General features: G+C 70.1%; 17 protein-coding genes and 3 tRNA genes. 17 read left to right on the top strand and 3 right to left on the bottom strand.

The genetic code is table 11. The features are described from left to right. Positions 1–10 precede the first annotated feature (10 nt). The 10 genes from ABKW26_RS12920 to htpX all read left to right on the top strand — a co-directional run bounded on the left by ABKW26_RS12920 (position 11) and on the right by htpX (position 13,138). Complete coding sequence (locus ABKW26_RS12920; protein WP_348594176.1) at positions 11–1,615, top strand: NADH-quinone oxidoreductase subunit M; 1,605 nt, start codon at positions 11–13, stop codon at positions 1,613–1,615. Beyond that, positions 1,612–3,333: an NADH-quinone oxidoreductase subunit NuoN gene (gene nuoN / locus ABKW26_RS12915; RefSeq protein WP_348594175.1), complete on the top strand. Its 1,722-nt coding sequence runs from the start codon at positions 1,612–1,614 to the stop codon at positions 3,331–3,333. The genes ABKW26_RS12920 and nuoN overlap by 4 nt, the downstream gene beginning before the upstream one ends. 159 nt (positions 3,334–3,492) lie before the next feature. Next, a complete protein-coding gene (locus ABKW26_RS12910) occupies positions 3,493–4,497 on the top strand; it encodes a polyprenyl synthetase family protein (RefSeq protein ID WP_348594192.1) in 1,005 nt (334 codons plus the stop codon). Positions 4,498–4,645: 148 nt separating this feature from the next. Continuing rightward, positions 4,646–5,440: a protein phosphatase 2C domain-containing protein gene (locus ABKW26_RS12905; protein ID WP_348594174.1), complete on the top strand. Its 795-nt coding sequence runs from the start codon at positions 4,646–4,648 to the stop codon at positions 5,438–5,440. Between the two features lie 107 nt (positions 5,441–5,547). Next, positions 5,548–7,494 carry an FHA domain-containing protein gene (locus ABKW26_RS12900; RefSeq protein ID WP_348594173.1) on the top strand — a complete coding sequence of 649 codons (1,947 nt, stop codon included), beginning with the start codon at positions 5,548–5,550 and terminating at the stop codon, positions 7,492–7,494. Then, positions 7,491–9,296 (top strand): serine/threonine-protein kinase, encoded by a 1,806-nt coding sequence (locus ABKW26_RS12895; RefSeq protein ID WP_348594172.1) that lies wholly within the window; start codon positions 7,491–7,493, stop codon positions 9,294–9,296. Before ABKW26_RS12900 ends, ABKW26_RS12895 begins: the two co-directional genes overlap by 4 nt. Positions 9,297–9,366: 70 nt before the next feature. After that, on the top strand, positions 9,367–10,062 hold the full coding sequence (locus tag ABKW26_RS12890; protein WP_348594171.1) for a hypothetical protein: 696 nt from the start codon (positions 9,367–9,369) through the stop codon (positions 10,060–10,062). A 5-nt stretch (positions 10,063–10,067) separates the two neighbouring features. After that, complete coding sequence (locus ABKW26_RS12885; protein ID WP_348594170.1) at positions 10,068–10,559, top strand: hypothetical protein; 492 nt, start codon at positions 10,068–10,070, stop codon at positions 10,557–10,559. A gap of 142 nt (positions 10,560–10,701) precedes the next feature. Beyond that, the gene (locus tag ABKW26_RS12880) at positions 10,702–12,093 is read left to right on the top strand and encodes an FAD-dependent oxidoreductase (protein ID WP_348594169.1); all 1,392 of its coding nucleotides are present in this window, start codon (positions 10,702–10,704) and stop codon (positions 12,091–12,093) included. A 145-nt stretch (positions 12,094–12,238) separates the two neighbouring features. Beyond that, positions 12,239–13,138 (top strand): zinc metalloprotease HtpX, encoded by a 900-nt coding sequence (gene htpX, locus ABKW26_RS12875; RefSeq protein ID WP_348594168.1) that lies wholly within the window; start codon positions 12,239–12,241, stop codon positions 13,136–13,138. Here the strand turns inward: htpX and ABKW26_RS12870 are convergent. From ABKW26_RS12870 to rarD, 3 genes are all read right to left on the bottom strand, one after another. Beyond that, the gene (locus tag ABKW26_RS12870) at positions 13,132–13,986 is read right to left on the bottom strand and encodes an HAD-IIB family hydrolase (RefSeq protein WP_348594167.1); all 855 of its coding nucleotides are present in this window, start codon (positions 13,984–13,986) and stop codon (positions 13,132–13,134) included. The two genes, htpX and ABKW26_RS12870, sit on opposite strands and share 7 nt — an antisense overlap. A 1-nt stretch (position 13,987) precedes the next feature. Further along, on the bottom strand, positions 13,988–14,482 hold the full coding sequence (locus ABKW26_RS12865; RefSeq protein WP_348594166.1) for a YajQ family cyclic di-GMP-binding protein: 495 nt from the start codon (positions 14,480–14,482) through the stop codon (positions 13,988–13,990). Between the two features lie 115 nt (positions 14,483–14,597). Next, complete coding sequence (gene rarD, locus ABKW26_RS12860) at positions 14,598–15,587, bottom strand: EamA family transporter RarD (RefSeq protein ID WP_348594165.1); 990 nt, start codon at positions 15,585–15,587, stop codon at positions 14,598–14,600. Between the two features lie 138 nt (positions 15,588–15,725). Here rarD and ABKW26_RS12855 point away from each other — a divergent pair. The 7 genes from ABKW26_RS12855 to ABKW26_RS12825 all read left to right on the top strand — a co-directional run bounded on the left by ABKW26_RS12855 (position 15,726) and on the right by ABKW26_RS12825 (position 19,120). Next, positions 15,726–15,807 (top strand) — tRNA-Tyr (locus tag ABKW26_RS12855). Positions 15,808–16,025: 218 nt separating this feature from the next. Beyond that, positions 16,026–16,097: transfer RNA gene (locus tag ABKW26_RS12850), tRNA-Thr, on the top strand. A gap of 65 nt (positions 16,098–16,162) precedes the next feature. After that, positions 16,163–16,239 (top strand) — tRNA-Met (locus tag ABKW26_RS12845). An 83-nt stretch (positions 16,240–16,322) separates the two neighbouring features. Next, complete coding sequence (rpmG, locus tag ABKW26_RS12840; protein ID WP_348594164.1) at positions 16,323–16,493, top strand: 50S ribosomal protein L33; 171 nt, start codon at positions 16,323–16,325, stop codon at positions 16,491–16,493. Between the two features lie 25 nt (positions 16,494–16,518). Then, positions 16,519–17,022 carry a MaoC family dehydratase N-terminal domain-containing protein gene (locus ABKW26_RS12835; protein WP_348594163.1) on the top strand — a complete coding sequence of 168 codons (504 nt, stop codon included), beginning with the start codon at positions 16,519–16,521 and terminating at the stop codon, positions 17,020–17,022. Next, positions 17,019–17,453, top strand: coding sequence for a MaoC family dehydratase (locus tag ABKW26_RS12830; RefSeq protein WP_348594162.1), 435 nt, complete (start codon positions 17,019–17,021; stop codon positions 17,451–17,453). Before ABKW26_RS12835 ends, ABKW26_RS12830 begins: the two co-directional genes overlap by 4 nt. A 146-nt stretch (positions 17,454–17,599) precedes the next feature. Beyond that, positions 17,600–19,120: a Tat pathway signal sequence domain protein gene (locus tag ABKW26_RS12825; protein WP_348594161.1), complete on the top strand. Its 1,521-nt coding sequence runs from the start codon at positions 17,600–17,602 to the stop codon at positions 19,118–19,120. Positions 19,121–19,141: the final 21 nt, after the last annotated feature.

Raw genomic sequence — 19,141 nt, 5'->3', positions numbered from 1 at the left:
GGGCGGGCAGATGAACATCGACGCGAACATGCCATGGCTCACCCTGCTCGTAGCGCTGCCGCTCGTCGGCGCGCTCGTGCTGTGGGCCCTTCCGAAGCGTTCGGTCCGCCTCGCGCGGCCGCTCGCCCTGGGCTTCTCCCTCGCCGAGGTCGCGCTGCTCGTCGTGACCGTCGCGGCGTTCGACCGCTCAGCGGCGGGGACGCACCAGCTCACCGAGACGCACGAGTGGATCCCCCAGCTCGGCGTGAGCTACGCGCTCGGCGTCGACGGCGTCGGGCTGCTGCTCGTCGCCCTGAGCGTGGTCCTCGTCCCGCTCGTCATCGGGGCTGCCTGGCGTGAGCAGGGGATGGACCGGCCGGAGGTCGTCGAGCAGGACCGCGCTCCCGGGCCCGTCCGGCTGCGCCACTACCTCGCGCTCGTCCTCGTCCTCGAGATGTTCATGGTGCTCATCTTCGCGGCGCGGGACGTGTTCCTCTTCTACGTGGTGTTCGAGGCCATGCTCGTGCCCGTCTACTTCATGATCGGTGGCTTCGGCGACGGGGCCCGGCGACGCTACGCGGCCATCAAGTTCCTCATCTTCTCCCTCGCCGGTGGCCTCGTCATGCTCGTGGCCGTCATCGCCCTCTACGTCCAGGGGCCGGGCGGCCCGCAGGGCTTCCTCGTCGAGAACCTCGTGGGCCTCTCGCTCGACCAGACCACCGAGCGTCTGCTCTTCCTCGGGTTCTTCCTCGCCTTCGCGATCAAAGCACCGCTGTTCCCGGTCCACTCGTGGCTGCCCGACGCCGCTGAGCACGCCCCGGCGGGCACGTCCGTGCTCCTCGTGGGGGTGCTCGACAAGGTCGGGACCTTCGGGATGCTCACGCTCTGCCTGCCGCTCTTCCCCGACGCGTCCCGCTGGGCCGCGCCGGTGATCATCGTGCTCGCGGTCGTGTCGATCCTCTACGGCGCGCTCCTCGCGCTCGGCCAGCAGGACATCATGCGGCTCGTCGCCTACACGTCGGTGTCGCACTTCGGGTTCATCGTGCTCGGCATCTTCGCGTTCGAGCAGCTGAGCGTCTCCGGGTCGTCCTTCTACATGATCAACCACGGCATCTCCACCGGGCTGCTCTTCCTCGTCGCCGGCTTCCTCGTCGCGCGGTCCACGACGGGCCGCTCGCGGCAGATCGGCGACTTCGGCGGGATGCAGAAGGTCGTGCCGGTGCTCGCGGGCACGTTCCTCGTCGCCGGCCTCTCGGCGCTCTCGCTGCCCGGCCTGTCGACGTTCGTCTCGGAGATCATGGTCCTCGTCGGGACCTACGGTCGCAGCCCTGCGGCAGCCGTCGTCGCCGCGACGGGCGTGATCCTCGCCGCCCTCTACGTCCTGCTCACCTATCAGCGCATCTTCACCGGACCGGTGCGCCACGAGCTCGCCGGGACGGCGGACCTGTCGGCCCGCGAGAAGTGGGTCGCTGCACCGCTGGTGGTCGGGCTCCTCGTCCTCGGGTTCCTCCCCGGAGCGGCGCTCGAGCTCGTCCGTGAGCCCGCTGCGGTCACGGTGGAGCAGGTGGGGCTCACGCCCGACGCCACCACGCCCGACGACAGCACCGCCCAGCCCATCGAGGGGAGCGACTCATGATCGCGAACGCTGCAGCAGAGGGCGTGTTCGTCGCGCCCGCGGTCGAGTGGGTCGCCCTCACACCGCTCATCATCGTCGTCAGCGCCGGGGTCGTCGGGGTGCTCGTCGAGTCCTTCGTCCCCGCGCGGCTGCGCCGCACGGTCCAGGTGGTCCTCACCGCAGCCGCCCTCGCGGCGGCGCTCGGCGTCATCGTCTGGCAAGGAGCCACCTGGATCCAGCCGGACGGGACGGGCGGGAAGGCCGTCCTCGGCGGGGCCCTCCAGCTCGACGGGACCGCCCTGCTCTTCCAGGGCACGATCGCGCTCCTCGCCCTGCTCGCGCTGCTCGTCGTCTCGGACCGCACCGTGGCGATGCAGAGCCCCTTCGCGCCGAGCGCTGCCGCGATCCCGGGCTCCGAGTACGAGGACCTCGCCCGCCGGAAGGGCCTCGAGCAGACCGAGGCCTACCCCCTGCTCATGTTCGCCGTCGCCGGGATGCTCATCTTCCCCGCGGCCGGGGACCTCGTGACGATGTTCATCGCCCTCGAGGTGCTCTCGCTGCCGCTCTACGTGCTCTCCGGCATGGCCCGCCGCCGACGCCTGCTGTCCCAGGAGGCGTCCTTCAAGTACTTCGTCCTCGGTGCCTTCGCGTCCGCACTCTTCCTCTTCGGCACCGCGCTGCTCTACGGCTACTCGGGTTCGGTCACCCTCCAGGGGATCGGGACGGCCTCGGCCACGGTCGCCCAGGGCGGTGGGCCCGAGAACTGGGAGCTCCTGTGGCTCGTCGGCGTGCTCCTCGTCGTCTCCGGCCTGCTGTTCAAGGTGGGAGCCGTTCCGTTCCAGGCATGGACCCCGGACGTCTACCAGGGTGCGCCGACCCCGATCACGGGATTCATGGCAGCGTGCACCAAGGTCGCAGCCTTCGGTGCGCTCCTCCGGTTCCTCTACATGGGCGGCTTCGTCGGCTCGGTCGAGATGCTCGACTCCGTCAAGGCGGCGCTGTGGGTCGTCGCGATCGCGACGATGATCGTGGGCACCGTCGTCGGTGCCACCCAGACGGACATGAAGCGGATGCTCGGCTACTCGTCGATCGCCCACGCAGGCTTCGTCCTCGTCGCCATCCTCGGCTTCAACGGCGCCGGCATCAAGGCTGTGGTCTTCTACCTGCTCGTCTACGGGCTCGCGACCATCGGTGCGTTCGCCGTCGTCACGCTCGTGCGCGAGGTCGGTCCCGGTGGGGAGATCCTCGGCGAGGCGACCCACCTCGGCCAGTGGGCCGGTCTCGGCCGCCGGCGCCCGTGGCTCGCTGCGTCCTTCGCGCTCTTCCTGCTGTCGTTCGCGGGCATCCCGCTCACCGGTGGCTTCATCGCGAAGTACGGAGCCTTCGCGGCGGCCGTCGAGGGCAACGAGGTCCTCGGCGACGCGACGGTCCTCGCCGTCGTCGGTGTGCTCGCGTCCGCGGTCGCCGTGTTCTTCTACATCCGGGTCGTCGTCATCATGTTCTTCACGTCACCCGAGGGGATGGCCCCGGTGGAGGTGACGGGAAGCGCCGGTGCCGAGGCGTCCGACACGGCACGGTCCTCCGTCCTCGTCGCCACCGGTGCGCCGGCCGTGACAGTCGTCCGGTCGGAAGGGATGACTGCGGTGACGATCGGCGTCACGGCTGCGGCGGTGCTCGCCCTCGGGGTCTTCCCGTCGCCGGTCCTCGACCTCGTCGCGCACGTCACCGGTATCCGCTGATCGTGGTCGGCCGGGACGAGCCAGGGAGCACAGACGGTGAGCGAGAGCCCTCCGGGCGCGGAGCGACGTCGGTCACAGATCTGGCCGACGCCGGGTGTCCCGGTCGGAGGACTGGATGACAGCGGATAGGTTCTACCTGTGACTAACGCTGCTATCGGCATGCCGGACGTGGACGGAGAGCTGTCCGAGACGCTCGTGCGCCGCCTTGCTCTCGTCGAGGAGCGCCTGCGGGACTCGGTGACCAACGCCGACACTCTCGCCGACACCGCTTCGCGACACCTCGTCAACGCCGGAGGAAAGCGGCTGCGGCCGCTGCTCGTGCTGCTGACGGCCGAGCTCGGTGAGGCCGCCCGGCCGGAGGTGATCGACGCAGCCGTTGTCGTCGAGCTCACCCATCTCGCGACGCTCTACCACGACGACGTCATGGACTCCGCGCCGCTGCGACGAGGCGCCCCGTCCGCGCACGAGGTCTGGGGCAACTCCGTCGCCATCCTCACGGGCGATCTCCTCTTCGCCCGGGCGTCGCGCACGGTTGCCGGGCTCGGCCCCGAGGCGGTCCGCCTCCAGGCCGAGACCTTCGAGCGCCTCTGCCTCGGACAGCTCCACGAGACCGTCGGCCCGTCGCGCGGCGAGGACCCGGTGCAGCACTACCTGCGCGTCCTGTCGGACAAGACGGCGTCCCTCCTCGCGACGTCCGCACGGTTCGGTGCCAAGTTCGCCGGGTGCCGCCCGGAGGTGGTCGAGGTCGTCGCGAACTACGGCGAGAAGCTCGGTGTCGCCTTCCAGCTGGCCGACGACGTCATCGACCTGACCTCTGAGGGTGGGCTCACCGGCAAGACTCCGGGGACGGACCTGCGCGAGCAGGTCCCGACGATGCCGGTCCTGCTCCTGCGCAGCCGGATCGCTGCGGCGTCCGCCGACGGCGCCGGCGCGCTGCCTGCCGACCTCGAGCTCCTCGGTCTGCTCGACGGGGACCTCGCGTCGGACGCCGATCTCGAGCGCGCTGTGAGCGCGTTGCGCCACCACGCCGTCGTCGCCGAGACGCGGGCCCAGGCCGTCGCGTGGGCGCGGGACGCAGTCGCCGAGCTGGCGCCGCTCCCGGAGGGACCCGTCAAGGCCGCCCTGGTGTCCTTCGCCGACGCGCTCGTGGATCGCACGGCCTAGAACATGTCGCTCCACGGGCCGCCGGGCGACGGAGGGGACTAGTCCCCATCGCCCGAGCGCGTCAAGAAGATTACGGTCAGGCACCATGGAGTGATGAGCCCTCTCCAGGGCGGCTCCCAGCGGACGAGTGAGGTGGTGCAAGGTGAGCATGCGATACGCCACCAGCACCCTGCGCTGGGGAGCGACGACGCACGCAGGCCGACGACGCGCAGCGAACGAGGACTCCTTCCACGCCGCGCGTGGCGTGTACTTCGTCGCCGACGGCATGGGCGGGCACGAGGCGGGAGCGCGAGCCAGCGCGACGGCCGTCGCCATCCTCTGCGGTCTCGGCGAGTCGAGCAACGCGACGGTCGAGGACGTGCGCGAGGCGGTGAGCGACGCCCACTCGGCGATCTCCCGCATCGCCACCCAGCCGGGCCGGGGTGCCGGGACGACCATCTCCGGAGTCGTCGCCGTGGACTACGAGGGAGTTCCGACCTGGCTCGTGACCAACGTGGGCGACTCACGCACCTACCGTTTCGTCGACGGTGAGCTGCAGCAGGTCACCGTCGATCACTCCCTGGTCCAGGAGCTCGTCTCTGCAGGAGAGGTCACGCCGCAGGAGGCCCGCACCTACGCACGACGCCACGTCATCACCCGGGCGCTCGGGGGGCTCGTGGAGCCCCAACCCGACTGCTGGTACATGCCCATGGTCCCGGGGGAGCGCATCCTCATCTGCTCCGACGGGCTGAGCGACGACGTCGGTGCGGGTGAGATCGCGGCCGTGCTGCGCGCCCAGCCCCACCCCCAGCTGGCAGCCGACCAGCTGGTGAACTGTGCTCTCCTGGCAGGTGGCCGCGACAACATCACCGTCGTGGTCGTCGACGTCGGGACCGACCTGCGCCAGGACGCCGGCAGCGGTGTCCACACCCACGGTCGGCAGAGTTCCGTTCTCTCTGCATAGGCGCTAACGTCCTCACGAACCGCCATGCGGGCCGGAGGACAGCGCCGCCAGACGATCGATCCAGCCCGCGAGCCACCGACGGCGCGCGAAACCAAGAAGAGGTCCACATGTCGATCCGCTACGCACCAGGCCCGGCGTTCGCGCTCGTGCGGCCGGGGCTCGTGGTGGTCGTGGACCCGACCGTCGGCCTGTCGACCGTCGCACGGTTGTGGGACTCCCTCGAGCACGTCGCGCCGGGCGACGGGATGGCCGTGGTCCTCGACGCCGTGACGACCGTCCTCGACCCGACCTGGAGGGCGCTGCCCGCGTTCTCGGTCGTGGCGCTCACCGGGCTGGGCCCGGCAGGCACCGACGTGACCGTCGCCGCGCACGTCGCGTCCCGCGGCGACCTCGCGGTGCACCTGCGCAGCGCCGCCGGCGAGACGACCGTCGCCGGACGCAACGTCACGACGTGGGTCGAGAACCAGGTCGACGACGTGCACGCCGTCACCCTCGGCCCCGGCAGCGACGGCGCGGAGGACCGTGTGCTGACGATCGTCAGCGGCATCGTCCAGGTCTCCACGCTCGGGTGGGGCGTCTCGTCTGCGCCGGTCGTCGACGCTGCCGAGGAGCAGGAGGTCGTCGAGCCGGTCGCTGTCGAGCCGGAGCCGGCACCCGAGCCGGAGCCGGCACCCGAGCCGGAGCCGGCTCCCGAGCCCGAGCCCGACGAAGCACCGGGCGCCGTGCCCGCGCTCGACGCCGAGGTTCAGCACGTGGGTGGCCCGGCGGTCGTGACGGCCGCGGAGGCCGAGCCCGAGCTGATCGTGGAGCCAGAACCCGCACCGACTCCCGAACCAGAGCCGACTCCCGAGCCCGAGCCCGAGGTCGCGGAGCCTGAGAGGGAGGCCCTCCCGGCTGCCGAGCTGCGCGAGCTCGAGTTCGGTCGCACCCTGGCCGACCTTCCCGAGGACTGGCGCGCGGGAGGGCACCTCCTCGAGGAAGACCCCGAGACGGCCTCGTCCGACGGGCTCGCGACCGACGGACCTTCCGTCGACGGCACCCCGGCTGACGACCACGAGGGCGCGTCGACCGAGCTCGGCGAGTCACCGGACGGGCACCACGCGCTCCCCGACACCGACGTCCCCGTCCCCGTGGACCTCGATGACGACTCTTCGGCACACGAGGACTCCCCGGACGAGGACCTGGACGACTCGACGATCCTCTCGACAGCCGGGTCGGCGATCCCGGTCCCTGGTCCCGCCCACGCCGTGCAGCCACCCAGCGCGGTCGCGCCGCTACCCCCGGCTCCGCGTACACCGACCGGTGGACAGGCGGCTGGGGCTGTCGGGCTGCCACCGGTGCCGCCCCCACCCCCGTCGCCGCCGTCCCCTGTGTACGCATCCGCCTACGGTGTGAACCCGCAGCCCGTGAGCACGCCGCCCACGGCCACGCAGTCGCAGCCCACCCTGGGGGCGGCGCAGAGCAGCACGGCACCGAGCCTCGGCGGGTACGGCGTCGTCGCACCGCAGCCCCCGGGCGAGTCGCCGAACGCGCCGACGTCGCAGGCTCCGGCCGAGCCCGCACCGCCGGTCTCGGCGCCTCGCGGACCGGTGCCGAAGGCTCCGGAGATCTTGGCGCGGTCGTGCTTCTTCGGGCACGCCAACCCGCCGGTCCGGATGACGTGCTCGCAGTGCGGGGGAGGGCTGAGCCCGAACGCCCAGCTCGTCGAGCGTCCGTCCCTCGGCCGTGTGCGGTTCTCCCACGGGGAGGTCGTCGACCTCGTCCAGCCTGTCGTCGTGGGCCGGTTCCCCATGCCACAGTCCCAGCAGCCGCCTGCGCCGCGGCTCGTCACGGTGGTGAGCCCGAGCCAGGACGTCTCACGCTCGCACCTGGAGGTGCGCCTCGAGGGGTGGCACGTCCTGCTCGTCGACCTCGACACCGTGAACGGCACGACTCTCCTGCGGTCCGGTCAGGCTCCTCGCCGCCTGCACCCGCACGAGCCCACCCTCATCGCGGAGGGCGACGTCGTCGACCTCGGCGACGGTGTCATCCTCACGTTCGAGGGCATCGCGTGAGCACCAAGCGCCCGCCTTCGCCACCCCCCGAGATCCAGGGGTACGAGTACCTCCGGGTCATCGGGTCCGGAGGCTTCGCCGACGTCTTCCTGTACCAGGAGTTCCGTCCTCGCAGGCAGGTGGCCATCAAGGTCCTCCTGCCCCAGTGGTCGGACGGTACGACGCGCGAGGCGTTCGCCGCAGAGGCCGACCTCATGGCGGCGGTCTCGAGCCACCCGTCGATCGTCACGATCTTCGACAGCGACGTCACGGACGACGGGCGCCTGTACCTGGCCATGGAGTACTGCTCCCGGCCGAACCTCTCGGCGCGGTACAAGAAGGAGCGGCTCGGCATCGCCGAGACCTTGCGGATCGGTGTGCAGATCGCCGGAGCGGTGGAGACCGCGCACCGGTCGGGCATCGTCCACCGGGACATCAAGCCGGCGAACATCCTCGTCACGGACTACGGGCACCCGGCCCTGACCGACTTCGGCATCTCGGCGACGATCGAGCAGAGCGAGGCCGGCGCTGACGGGATGTCCGTCCCGTGGTCACCGCCGGAGAACCTCACGGCGACCCCGTGCAGCGGGGTGACGAGCGACGTGTGGTCGTTGGCCGCGACGATCTACACCCTTCTGGCGGGCCGGTCGCCGTTCGAGGTCCCGGGCGGGGTGAACACCCAGCGGGCGCTCATCGAGAGGATCACCCACGACCCGTTGCCGCCCATCGGCCGCGGTGACGTCCCGGCCTCGCTCGAGCGTGTCCTGGCTGTCGCGATGGCGAAGTCGCCGGCCATGCGCTACCCGACGGTCCTCGAGATGGCTCGTGAGCTGCAGCAGGTGCAGATGGAGCTCTCCCTCGCGACGTCGCCGATCGACATCCTCGAGGGGGCGTCGGTCGGTGGGGACGAGCGTCCGGCTGCGCACCACGACGGCGCACTCGCCGACGACGACGGCGGCACGCGGATGCGGCTCGCGACCGACCGCTACCACCCTGCGTACGGCGTCGCGCACAGCGAGGGATCGGCGCGCGGGCCTGTCCGGTCACGGACGCCTTCCGGTGTCGCGGACTCGCTCTCGGGGAGCATCGGTCACGACTCGTCCTCGCTGAGCTACGGCTCGATCAACGGTGTCCCGTACGTCCCGGTCGACGAGCGGCGGCACGCTGGTGCTGTGACGGGCCGGCCGGTCGCCGCGTCGGGCGCTCCCTCGATCGTCGCGCCACCACCGTCAGCCACGACCACCGGGAGCGCCTCGACGAGCGCGTCCTCGACGAGCGCGTCCCACGGCTACTACACGACGACGGGGACCGCGTCACCCACAGGGACGGGCAGCGGGGGCGGCACGGCTGCGACCGGGAGCGGAGGATGGTCCGGGGGCGCTGCACCGGATCCGTCCGCCCGTCCCACAGGTCTCGTGGCGTTCCTCAGGCAGCCCGCCGTCCTCGTCGTGGCGCTGGCGGTGCTCGTCGGGATCGGCGGGGGCTTCGGGGTGTACCTGACCTTCGCGGACCCGGGCGGGAGCGTCCCGGCTGCGGAGGTGCCGCAGCCTGCGGACCTCTCGGTCACGGTGAGCGGGAGCGTCGCCGTGTTCGTCTGGTCGAACCCGGACGCGCAGGACGGGGACTTCTACGCCTATCGCCCGGTGCTCGGTGCCGAGGGCTCGGAGGGCGAGACCGACCCGGAGTCGGTCGTCCCGCTCAAGCAGACGTCGGCTCTCACCGCGTCGGTCAACACGTTCGGCGTCGACGAGGCCTGCCTCGAGGTAGCGATCGTCCGCGGCGGGAGGCTCTCGGCCGAGCCGGCTGTGAGGTGCCTCGAATGACGGTGTTCTTCGATAGAGTGCTGACGCGTCCATGTGCGATGGATCGCACCCACGAAGGAGTACCTGCGCGATGACGGAACTTGCGATCGAATACTGCGGCGAGTGGTTCCGCCCAGCCCTCGACGAACCGTTCGAGGTGGGTCGCGAGTCCGACCTGTCGGTCGATGACAACCCGTACCTGCACCGCCGGTTCCTGCGCATCACGCACACGGACGGCATCTGGTGGCTCGCGAACGTGGGCTCGCTCATCTCTGCGACGGTGTGCGACGCGAGCGGTGGGGTGCAGTCCTGGCTGTCTCCTGGCAACCGGCTCCCCATCGTCTTCAAGACGACCACGGTCGTCTTCACCGCGGGTCCCACGACGTACGAGATCCTCATGCACCTCGAGGGTTCGCCGTACGAGGAGGTGCTCACCGACGACCCGCAGATCGGCGAGACGACCATCGGTGTCATCGCGTTCACCACGAGCCAGAAGCAGCTGATCGTCGCGCTCTGCGAGCCGATGCTCAAGCGGGACGGTGCCGGCCTCAGCGAGATCCCGTCGACCGCCGAGGCGGCGAAGCGTCTCGGCTGGGCGACGACGCGCTTCAACCGCAAGCTCGACAACGTGTGCGACAAGCTCGACCGCCTGGGCGTGAAGGGTCTGCGCGGCGGACCCAAGCAGCTCGCGACGAACCGTCGGGCACGCCTGGTGGAGTATGCCGTGACGTCGCGTCTCGTGACGTCAGCGGACCTGCCGCTCCTCGACGTCGAGTCCGACGACTGAGCGCCGTGACGAGCCAGACGCTCACGTTCCCGAGCGAGGCGTTCCCTGCATACCCGAGCCTCTCGATGGTGACGCCCGCCGGGTGGGTCGCGCTGGCCGGGGTGGGGCTGCCGCTGGCAGCCGCCTGTGAGGTCCCGCAGGGTCAGTTCCGACCGAACGTCCTCGTCACCGTGCAGCGCTTCGGCGCCGGGCACACGCTCGCGGACGCCCGCAAGGAGGTCAACGCGCGGTTCAAGGAGCTGCCGCGGTTCACCGAGACGCTCCGGGAGGACGGCGCGGAGGTCCTCGGTGCGACAGGACTGCGCGTCGAGGGGTACTTCTCGGACGGCAAGGGCGGGACGCTCGTCCAGGCGGTGCGGATGGTTCTGCTGCAGAGCGGGGCGGTCGCCGATGTGGTGCAGATCACGGGAACGTGCGCGGGTGGCCAGGTCGATCCCACGTTCGGCGAGATCCGTGCCATCCAGGACAGCCTCGCGCTCCTCGGGCCCAGCGTCTGACCTCCACCAGGCGTCCATCATCTAAGATGGCGTATCCACCAGCCGAGATCTTTGCGAATCTGGTAGGCAGTGAGCGTGAACTTACACTCGTAGGTAACCACCGAGATCTCCTCGGGATCCCAACCGGAAGGCACGAATTTCCGTGAGCACCGATCGTCAACTGCGCGTCGCCATCGTCGGGGCGGGGCCGGCAGGCATCTATGCCGCTGACATCCTCTCCAAGACGGATCTCGACGTCTCCATCGACCTCCTCGAGCGCCTCCCCGCGCCGTTCGGGCTCGTGCGCTACGGCGTTGCGCCCGACCACCCGCGCATCAAGCAGATCATCACCGCCCTGCACAAGGTCCTCGACCGCGGAGACATCCGTCTGCTCGCGAACGTCGACTACGGCATCGACCTCAAGCTCGACGACCTGCGTGAGTTCTACGACGCGGTGATCTTCTCGACCGGAGCGTTCGCCGACGCGGCGCTCCCGATCCCCGGCGTCGAGCTCGACGGATCGTACGGCGCCGCGGACTTCGTCTCCTGGTACGACGGCCACCCGAGCGTCCCGACCACGTGGCCGCTCGACGCCAGCTCGGTCGCCGTCATCGGTGCCGGGAACGTCGCCCTCGACGTCGCACGAGTCCTCTCGAAGCACGCGGACGACCTCCTCGTCACCGAGATCCCGGCGAACGTGTTCGACGGTCTCAAGAGCTCTCCGGTCACCGACGTGCACGTCTTCGCGCGTCGCGGCCCGGCGCAGGCGAAGTTCTCCCCGCTCGAGCTGCGCGAGCTCGGCCACGTGCGCGACGTCGACGTCGTCGTCTACCCCGAGGACTTCGAGTTCGACGAGGGATCGCTGGCGGCCATCAACTCGTCCAACCAGACGAAGCAGGTCGTCAAGACGCTCACCGACTGGGCCCTCAACGACCCGTCGACGTTCACCGCGTCGCGCCGCCTGCACCTGCACTTCCTCCACGCCCCTGCCGAGATCGTCGACGCCGACGGTGACGGCAAGGTCGACGCGCTGCGGACCGAGCGGACCGCGTTCAACGGCGACGGCACGGTCAGCGGCACCGGCGAGTTCCACGACTGGCCCGTGCAGGCCGTCTACCGCGCGGTCGGATACTTCGGTTCCGCGCTCCCCGAGATCCCCTACGACGACCGCAAGGGGGTCATCCCGAACGTCGAGGGTCGTGTCATGGACATCGACGGCGAGCAGGTTCGGGGCGTGTACTGCACCGGCTGGATCAAGCGCGGTCCGGTCGGTCTCATCGGGCACACCAAGTCCGACGCGTCCGAGACCATCCGCAACCTCGTGGCCGACGCCCAGGAGCAGGCCGACTTCGCGTCCGCCACGCAGCCTGAGCCGTCAGCCATCACGGACTTCCTGCGTGACCGCGGCGTCCGGTTCATCGAGTGGGACGGGTGGCAGCTGCTGGACGCCCACGAGCGCTCGCTCGGCGAGCCCCACGGCCGTGAGCGCGTCAAGGTCATCGCGCGCGACGAGATGATCGCTATCGCCTTCGGCGAGACCGCGGCGCCTGCCTGAGCCGTACCCGCGCAAGAGCCCCACAGGCCCCCGTGTCCGCCCCTCCTGGGGAACGGACACGGGGGCCCGTGCGTTGCACCAGGTGGACGGACGACGCGCTCAGCGGTCCGCAGACACGACAGCCGACCTAGGAAGAGACGAGCGGATGGGGCACAGGCACTTCAACGGGCTCAAGACAGCTGTGCTGTTCGGGATCATGTGGGCATTCCTGCTCGGGCTGTGGGCTCTCGTCGGTCAGGGCAGCTCGGGGATGCTCGTCCTGTTCTGCGGCCTCGGGCTCGTCGGTACGGCATACGGCTACTGGAACTCGGACAAGATCGCGATCCGCGCGATGCAGGCACGCCCGGTGAGCGAGATCGAGCAGCCGCAGATGTACCGGATCGTGCGTGAGCTCTCGACGGCCGCACGCCAGCCGATGCCTCGCCTCTACGTCTCGCCCACGGCGGCACCCAACGCGTTCGCGACAGGCAGGAACCCGCGCAACGCCGCGGTCTGCTGCACCGAGGGGATCCTGCGGATGCTCACCGAGCGAGAGCTCCGTGGCGTGCTCGGCCACGAGCTCATGCACGTCTACAACCGAGACATCCTCACTGCCTCGGTCGCGGCAGCCTTCGCAGGCCTCATCACGGGTCTCGCGCAGCTGATGCTCATCTTCGGCGGAGGCCGGGAGCGAGGCGGCAACCCGTTCGCAGCGCTGCTCATGGTGTTCCTCGCGCCTGTGGCGGCGACGCTCGTCCAGCTGGCCATCTCGCGGACCCGAGAGTATGACGCCGACGAGGACGGATCCCACCTCACGGGTGACCCCGCCGCCCTGGCGTCCGCGCTGCGCAAGCTCGAGTCCGGCACGCAGCGTCAGCCGCTGCCCGCGAACCGCGATCTCGTCAACGTGTCGCACCTCATGATCGCGAACCCGTTCCGAGCGACCGGGGTCAAGACGCTCTTCGCCACGCACCCGCCGATGGACGCACGCATCGAGCGGCTCGAGCGGATGGCGGGAGCACAGGGCGGCGGCGGCACGCAGGACGGGCCGATCACCCGCTACTGACGCATCCCGGCGCCGTCGACCGCCCCCGGCGCCGGAGGGTCGAGCGGATGCCGCAGCACGTCCAGCGCTCGTGCGACACCGTCGTCGTCGTTGCTGGCCGTCGTCAGGCTCGCCTCCGCGAGGACGTCGGGGTGGGCGTTCGCCACAGCGATCGACGTCCCTGCCCAGCGGAGCATCGGCAGGTCGTTCGGCATGTCGCCGAAGGCCCACACCTCGGACGCCTGCACCCCGTGACCCTCGCACCACCGGGCGAGGGCGGCAGCCTTGGTCACGCCGACCGGGGTCATCTCGGCGAGCCCGACGGCCCCGGAGTAGGCGAGGTGGGCACGGTCGCCCACCGTGGCGCTCACACGTGCGAGGAAGTCGTCGTGCGGGACGCCGTCGGCTCGTGCGATGAGCTTGCCGACGGACTCCTCGAGCACGTCCCCGACCGCCTGCCGCGGCGTGTGCGCAGGGATGACGAACTCCGTCGTCGTGTAGTGCGGGTCGAACACGGCGCCGGACGCACGCTCGAGGCCGAACGCGATCCCGGGCGCCGCGACACGCAGCTCGTCGACGAGCGCGGCGAGCAGGCTCGGCCGGAAGCCCGTGAAGCTCAGCGGCCGACGACCGGCGACGTCGTAGAGGCATGCACCGTTGAGGCAGATGGCCGTACCGTGGCCGCCGACCGCGTCCGCGAGATCGTCGAGCCAGCGCGGTGGGCGTGCAGTGACGAACACGACGGACGTGCCCGTCTCCTCGAGCCACGAGATCGCGGCCCGCGTGCGGGACGACAACGTCCCGTCCGACCGCAGGAGCGTGCCGTCGAGATCGGTCGCGACCACGCGCGGCCGGACGGGTGCCTCCACGTCAGCGGTAGTTCGTGAACTGCACCGCGAAGTCGAGGTCGGCACCCTTGAGGAGGGCCTGGATCGCCTGGAGGTCGTCACGCGACTTGCTCGTCGCGCGGACCTCGTCGCCCGTGATCTGGGTCTTCACTCCCTTGGGGCCTTCCTCGCGGATGATCTTCGTGACCTTCTTGGCGTTCTCCCCGGCGAGGCCCTCCTTGAGGGTGGCCTCCAGCCGGTACTCCTTGCCGGAGAGCTGGGGCTCCTTCTCGCCGGTGTCGATGTGCTTGAGGGAGACTCCGCGCTTGATGAGCTTCGTCTGGAAGACGTCGAGGATCGCGAGGACGCGCTCTTCGGAGTTGGCGATCATGACGATCTTCTCGCCGCTCCACGCGATCGAGGCGCCGATGTTCTTGAAGTCGTAGCGCTGCGCGACCTCCTTGACCGCCTGGTTGAGGGCGTTGTCGACCTCTTGGCGATCGACCTTGCTGACGATGTCCATCGATGAGTCGGCCATGGGGGAGCTCCTAGTGCGTAGTGGACTGCGGCTGAGTCCACCGTATCGGATGGCGCTCTCAGCCGGCCCGCAGGTCAGCGGTGGACGAGCAGGTCGACCAGTGGTCGCGCAGGGGTCACTCTGTGGCTCCTGCAGGCGTCTCGCGGTCGGCGGCGGGGCGTCCGCCCCGCTCGGCGAGGCGGGAGGCGTGCACGGACCGCAGGGCGTCGACGGTGAGGATCGCCAGCGCGAGCCAGACGAGCGAGAAGCCGACCCAGCGCACGGTGGGCATCGCTTCCCGGAAGACGAGCACGCCGATGAGGAACTGCATGAGCGGGGCGATGTACTGGAGCATCCCGATCACCCGGAGGGGAAGGACGCGCGCGGCGGCCCCGAAGGAGAGGAGCGGGAGCGCGGTGACGATCCCGGACGAGACGAGCAGGAGGGCGTGCCCGCCGCCCTCGGCCCCGAACGAGCTCGTGCCCTGGACCGTCAACCAGACGATGTACGCGAGGGCAGGCAGGAAGAGGACGGTCGTCTCGACGGCGAGCCCGGGGAGCGCGGCGACCTCGCGGCCGACACGGTTCTTGATGAGACCGTAGATGCCGAACGAGGCCGCCAGACCGAGCGAGATCCACGGCACCCTCCCGAGACCTGCGGTGATGACGACGACCGCGACGGCGCCGAAGGACAGAGCGACCCACTGGGTGGGGCGGAGGCGCTCCTTGAGCACCACGACAGCCAGGAGCACGGTGACGAGCGGGTTGATGAAGTACCCGAGAGCTGCGTCGACGACCTGGCCCGTGGTGACCCCGTAGACGTAGATGATCCAGTTCACGGCCACGAGGACAGCGGCCACCGCGAGAGTCCCGACGAGACGTCGTGACCGCAGGATCTGCGTGTACGCCCCGAGCTGGCGGGTCGCCGAGAGCAGCAGGGCGCAGAAGACGAGGCTCCAGACGATCCGGTGCGCGATGATCTCGAGGGCGCTGGCCGGCTCGAGGAGCGGGAAGTAGAGGGGGAGCACGCCCCACATCCCGTAGGTCGCGATCCCGAGGGCCAGGCCTGCACGGTGGGAGAGAGGGGCCGCTGCGCGGAGGGAGCTCGACGAGCCGGGCTGTGTCACGTCGTCACTGTACGACGAGGTGGTGACGTCGGCGGGGCGCTCGATTTCCAACCACGCGTTCGCTCTTGTAGTATCGGTCCGCTCCTGCAGACTGCAACGCGTGGTTCTCCGCGCGACGCACGATGTCGGTGAGTGCAAGGCAGGTTGCCCGAGCGGCCAAAGGGAGCTGACTGTAAATCAGCCGTGTAATGCTACGTGGGTTCGAATCCCTCACCTGCCACACTTGCACGCACGACAGAGGGCGCCGTCTCCGGACGGCGCCCTCTGCTGTGCCGCCCGGTGGTGCTCCGCAGCGCCGGGCGAGAGGCAGGGCGGGTCCCCCGGTGCGGGTTCGGGGTGTGCCTGGTGTGACGTGCGTCCCACGTGAGGCGGACCGGTGGCCCTGGCCACGAGCCGATTTCGTTCTCACCGCAGTTCGCATGTAAAGTTTCCCGCGCTGCCCCCGTAGCTCAGTGGTAGAGCGCAGTCTTGGTAAGACTGAGGTCATGGGTCCGATTCCCATCGGGGGCTCTGTTGGTGTCGTGCTGTCGTGCGTGGGAACATTGTCCCTGCGTCCGGTGTTGGGACATCGATGCGGCGGGGTAGCTCAGTTGGTCAGAGCGCACGGCTCATAATCGTGAGGTCGCGGGTTCGAGCCCCGCCCCCGCTACCAGTACTGAACAGAACGCGTGCCGGCCGGCGGTGCGCGACAACGAAGCACGTTGCGCCCCCGGCGGCGCGAGAGGTGGCAAGACCGTGGCTAGCAAGAGCTCAGACGTTCGCCCGAAGATCACGATGGCATGCGTTGACTGCAAGGAGCGCAACTACATCACGAAGAAGAACCGTCGGAACACGCCCGACCGGCTCGAGCTCGCGAAGTTCTGCCCGCGCTGCAGCAAGCACACCGCGCACCGCGAGACGCGCTGACCCTCGCGGTCGAGCACGCACAGCGATGAGCTCCGTCTCCGTCAACCTCGACTTCGTCGGGCGCGAGTATCCGGCAAACGCCCCGTACTCGGTTGGACGCGAGAAGATCCGAGAGTTCGCCGCAGCAACAGGTTCTACCCACCCCGCGCACCACGATGTGGCCACTGCGCGGGGTTTGGGCTATCCGGACGTCATCGCGCCGCCGACCTTCGCCGTGATCGTCGCGCAGCGCGCCGAGGCTCAGTACATCGAGGACCCGTCGGCCGGGATCGACTTCTCGCGCGTGGTCCACGCTGACGAACGCTTCACGCACGTCCGACCGATCATCGCCGGCGACGAGCTCGTGACGGTCCTCACCGTGGTCTCGATCACGCAGCGCTCCGGCCTCTCGATGATCACGACGCGGTGCGACATCCACGCTCTCAGCAGCCGTGCTGCTGATGCTCACGCAGGAGGCGACGACGCACCTGCTCCGGAGCTGGTGTCGACCGTCCTGTCGACCCTCGCCGTCCGGGGGGAGGGCCTGTGAGCGCGACCGTCGGCCGCCCCGACCTGGCATCGCTCTCCGTCGGAGACGTCGTCGGAACAGTGTCCGTCCCTGTCGACCGGGCGCGCCTCGTCCGGTACGCGGGCGCGAGCGGAGACTTCAACCCCATCCACTGGAACGACGCGGTCGCGACAGACGTCGGCCTCCCGGGAGTCATCGCGCACGGCATGTTCACGATGGGCGCCGCCGTCGCGCTCGTCGGCGACTGGGCCGGCGACCCCGGGGCGATCGTCGACTACCAGACCCGGTTCTCCCGTCCCGTCCCCGTGCCCGCACGTGGCGAGACCCACGTCGAGGTCGTCGCGACGGTCGGGGCCATCGAGCCCGACACCCGAACGGTGCGGGTGGACCTCACCGTCACGCACGACGGCGCCCGCGTCCTCGGCAAGTCGCAGGTGCGCGTCGCTCTCTGAGCCCACCTCCGCATCGTGCCCGCGACGCCAGCCAGACCGATAGAGCCCGGTGTGTGCATACCTCTTCCGGTGTGGGGGCACACACCGTACGGTTGACCCAGATCGGACACAGGAGTCCGGACAGGTGCGACACGAGGGGAACCTCCATGGGACGCAACGCTGGTGACCAGGCTGGACACGAGTCTCGACGGCGAGCCGCAGCGCCGCTGCTCGACGACCACCATCTCCCGCTGCCGCCGACTCCCTCGGCCCTGAGCCGCCGGATGTTCCTCGCCCTCGGCGCGGGCACCGTGGGTGCGGCCGCGATGGGAGCCGGTCCGGCGAGCGCCGCCCCCCTGGTGTCCTCCGGCGGCCGGCCGGGATCCGGCAAGGGGCTGGCGGGGGCTCTCGCCTTCCTCGACGTCGCGTCCAACGCGTACCCCACCCAGAACACGGGTCCTCGCCTCGCCCAGAGCTACGCGGACGAGCTCGGTCTCTTCTCGACCGCGTTCGTGTACGACAACGCTCTCGCCGTCTGCGCCTACCTGGCGGCCGGCCGTCAGTACCGCACCGCGGCGCGCACCCTCGGCGACGGGCTCGTCTACGCGCTCGAGCACGACCCGGTCTACGCGGACGGACGCCTCCGCCAGGCGTACAACGTCGGTCCGTACGTCTTCTACGACGGCACTCCCCAGCCGTACGGCTTCGTCCTGCCCGACGGCACCGCCAACATCGGGTGGCAGTTCGGCTTCCTCGGCACGGCGGTCGGGGACATGGCCTGGCCGGGGATCGCGCTCGTCCAGCTGTACGACGTCACGCGAGACCCGCGTTATCTCGCGGCTGCCGTACGGATCGGGGAGTGGATCACGACGAACGCTTGGTCCACGCGTCCGCTCGGCGGATTCTCCCTGGGTGTCGACGGTGCGAACGTCCCGCTCCCCAACGGCTCGACCGAGCACAACATCGACTGTGTGAGCTTCTTCAGCCTCCTCAAGCACGCGACCCGTGACAGCCGCTGGGACCTCGCTGCGGCGCACGCCCGTGCGTTCGTCCTCGGGATGTGGAACGACGTCGAGGGGTACTTCTACACGGGGACGAACGACGGTGTCGCCATCAACCCGACACCGATCCCCCTGGATCCGCAGACGTGGAGCTGGCTGGCGCTGCGGTCGCAGGACTACGCCGACGCTCTGGAGTGGGCGACCGAAGGCCTCGCGGTCACCGACTCGTCTGCGGCTGCCAACACCCAGGTCCCACCGGGCTTCTCGGTCTCGGGTGTCACGTTCAGCTCGGCGAGCCTCACGTCCACCGCGAGCTACAACGGCCTCCCCGTCAACCAGCAGGGCGTATGGCTCGAGGGCACCGCGCAGCTGGCGACCGCGCTGGCGGACCGTGACCGCCGCGGGGGCGGTCGCGGGCACCGCCGCCACGGGTCAGGGCCGCGACGTGGGGGGAACAAGGAGGTGCGGGCGCTCCTCGACCAGATCAAGCGGGCTCAGGGTGCGCTCGGTGCCGGTCAGCTCATGGGAGGGGTGGCGCTCCCGGAGCGCAGCGGTGTCGTCGCTGCGTCGAGCCTCATCGACTCGGGATTCGGCTTCGGGTACTTCCAGGTCCAGCATGTCGGTGCCACGAGCTGGTACGTGATGGCTGAGAAGCAGGTCAACCCGCTCCAGCGGGGAGGCCTCTGACCTGACGGCCGAGGTCGTCGC

This window comes from Sanguibacter sp. 25GB23B1, from assembly GCF_040012415.1.
In the GTDB taxonomy this organism is placed as follows: Bacteria; Actinomycetota; Actinomycetes; order Actinomycetales; family Cellulomonadaceae; genus Sanguibacter.
Note: the sequence above shows the minus strand (reverse complement) of the source record. Positions and strands in the feature narration are given on the sequence as shown.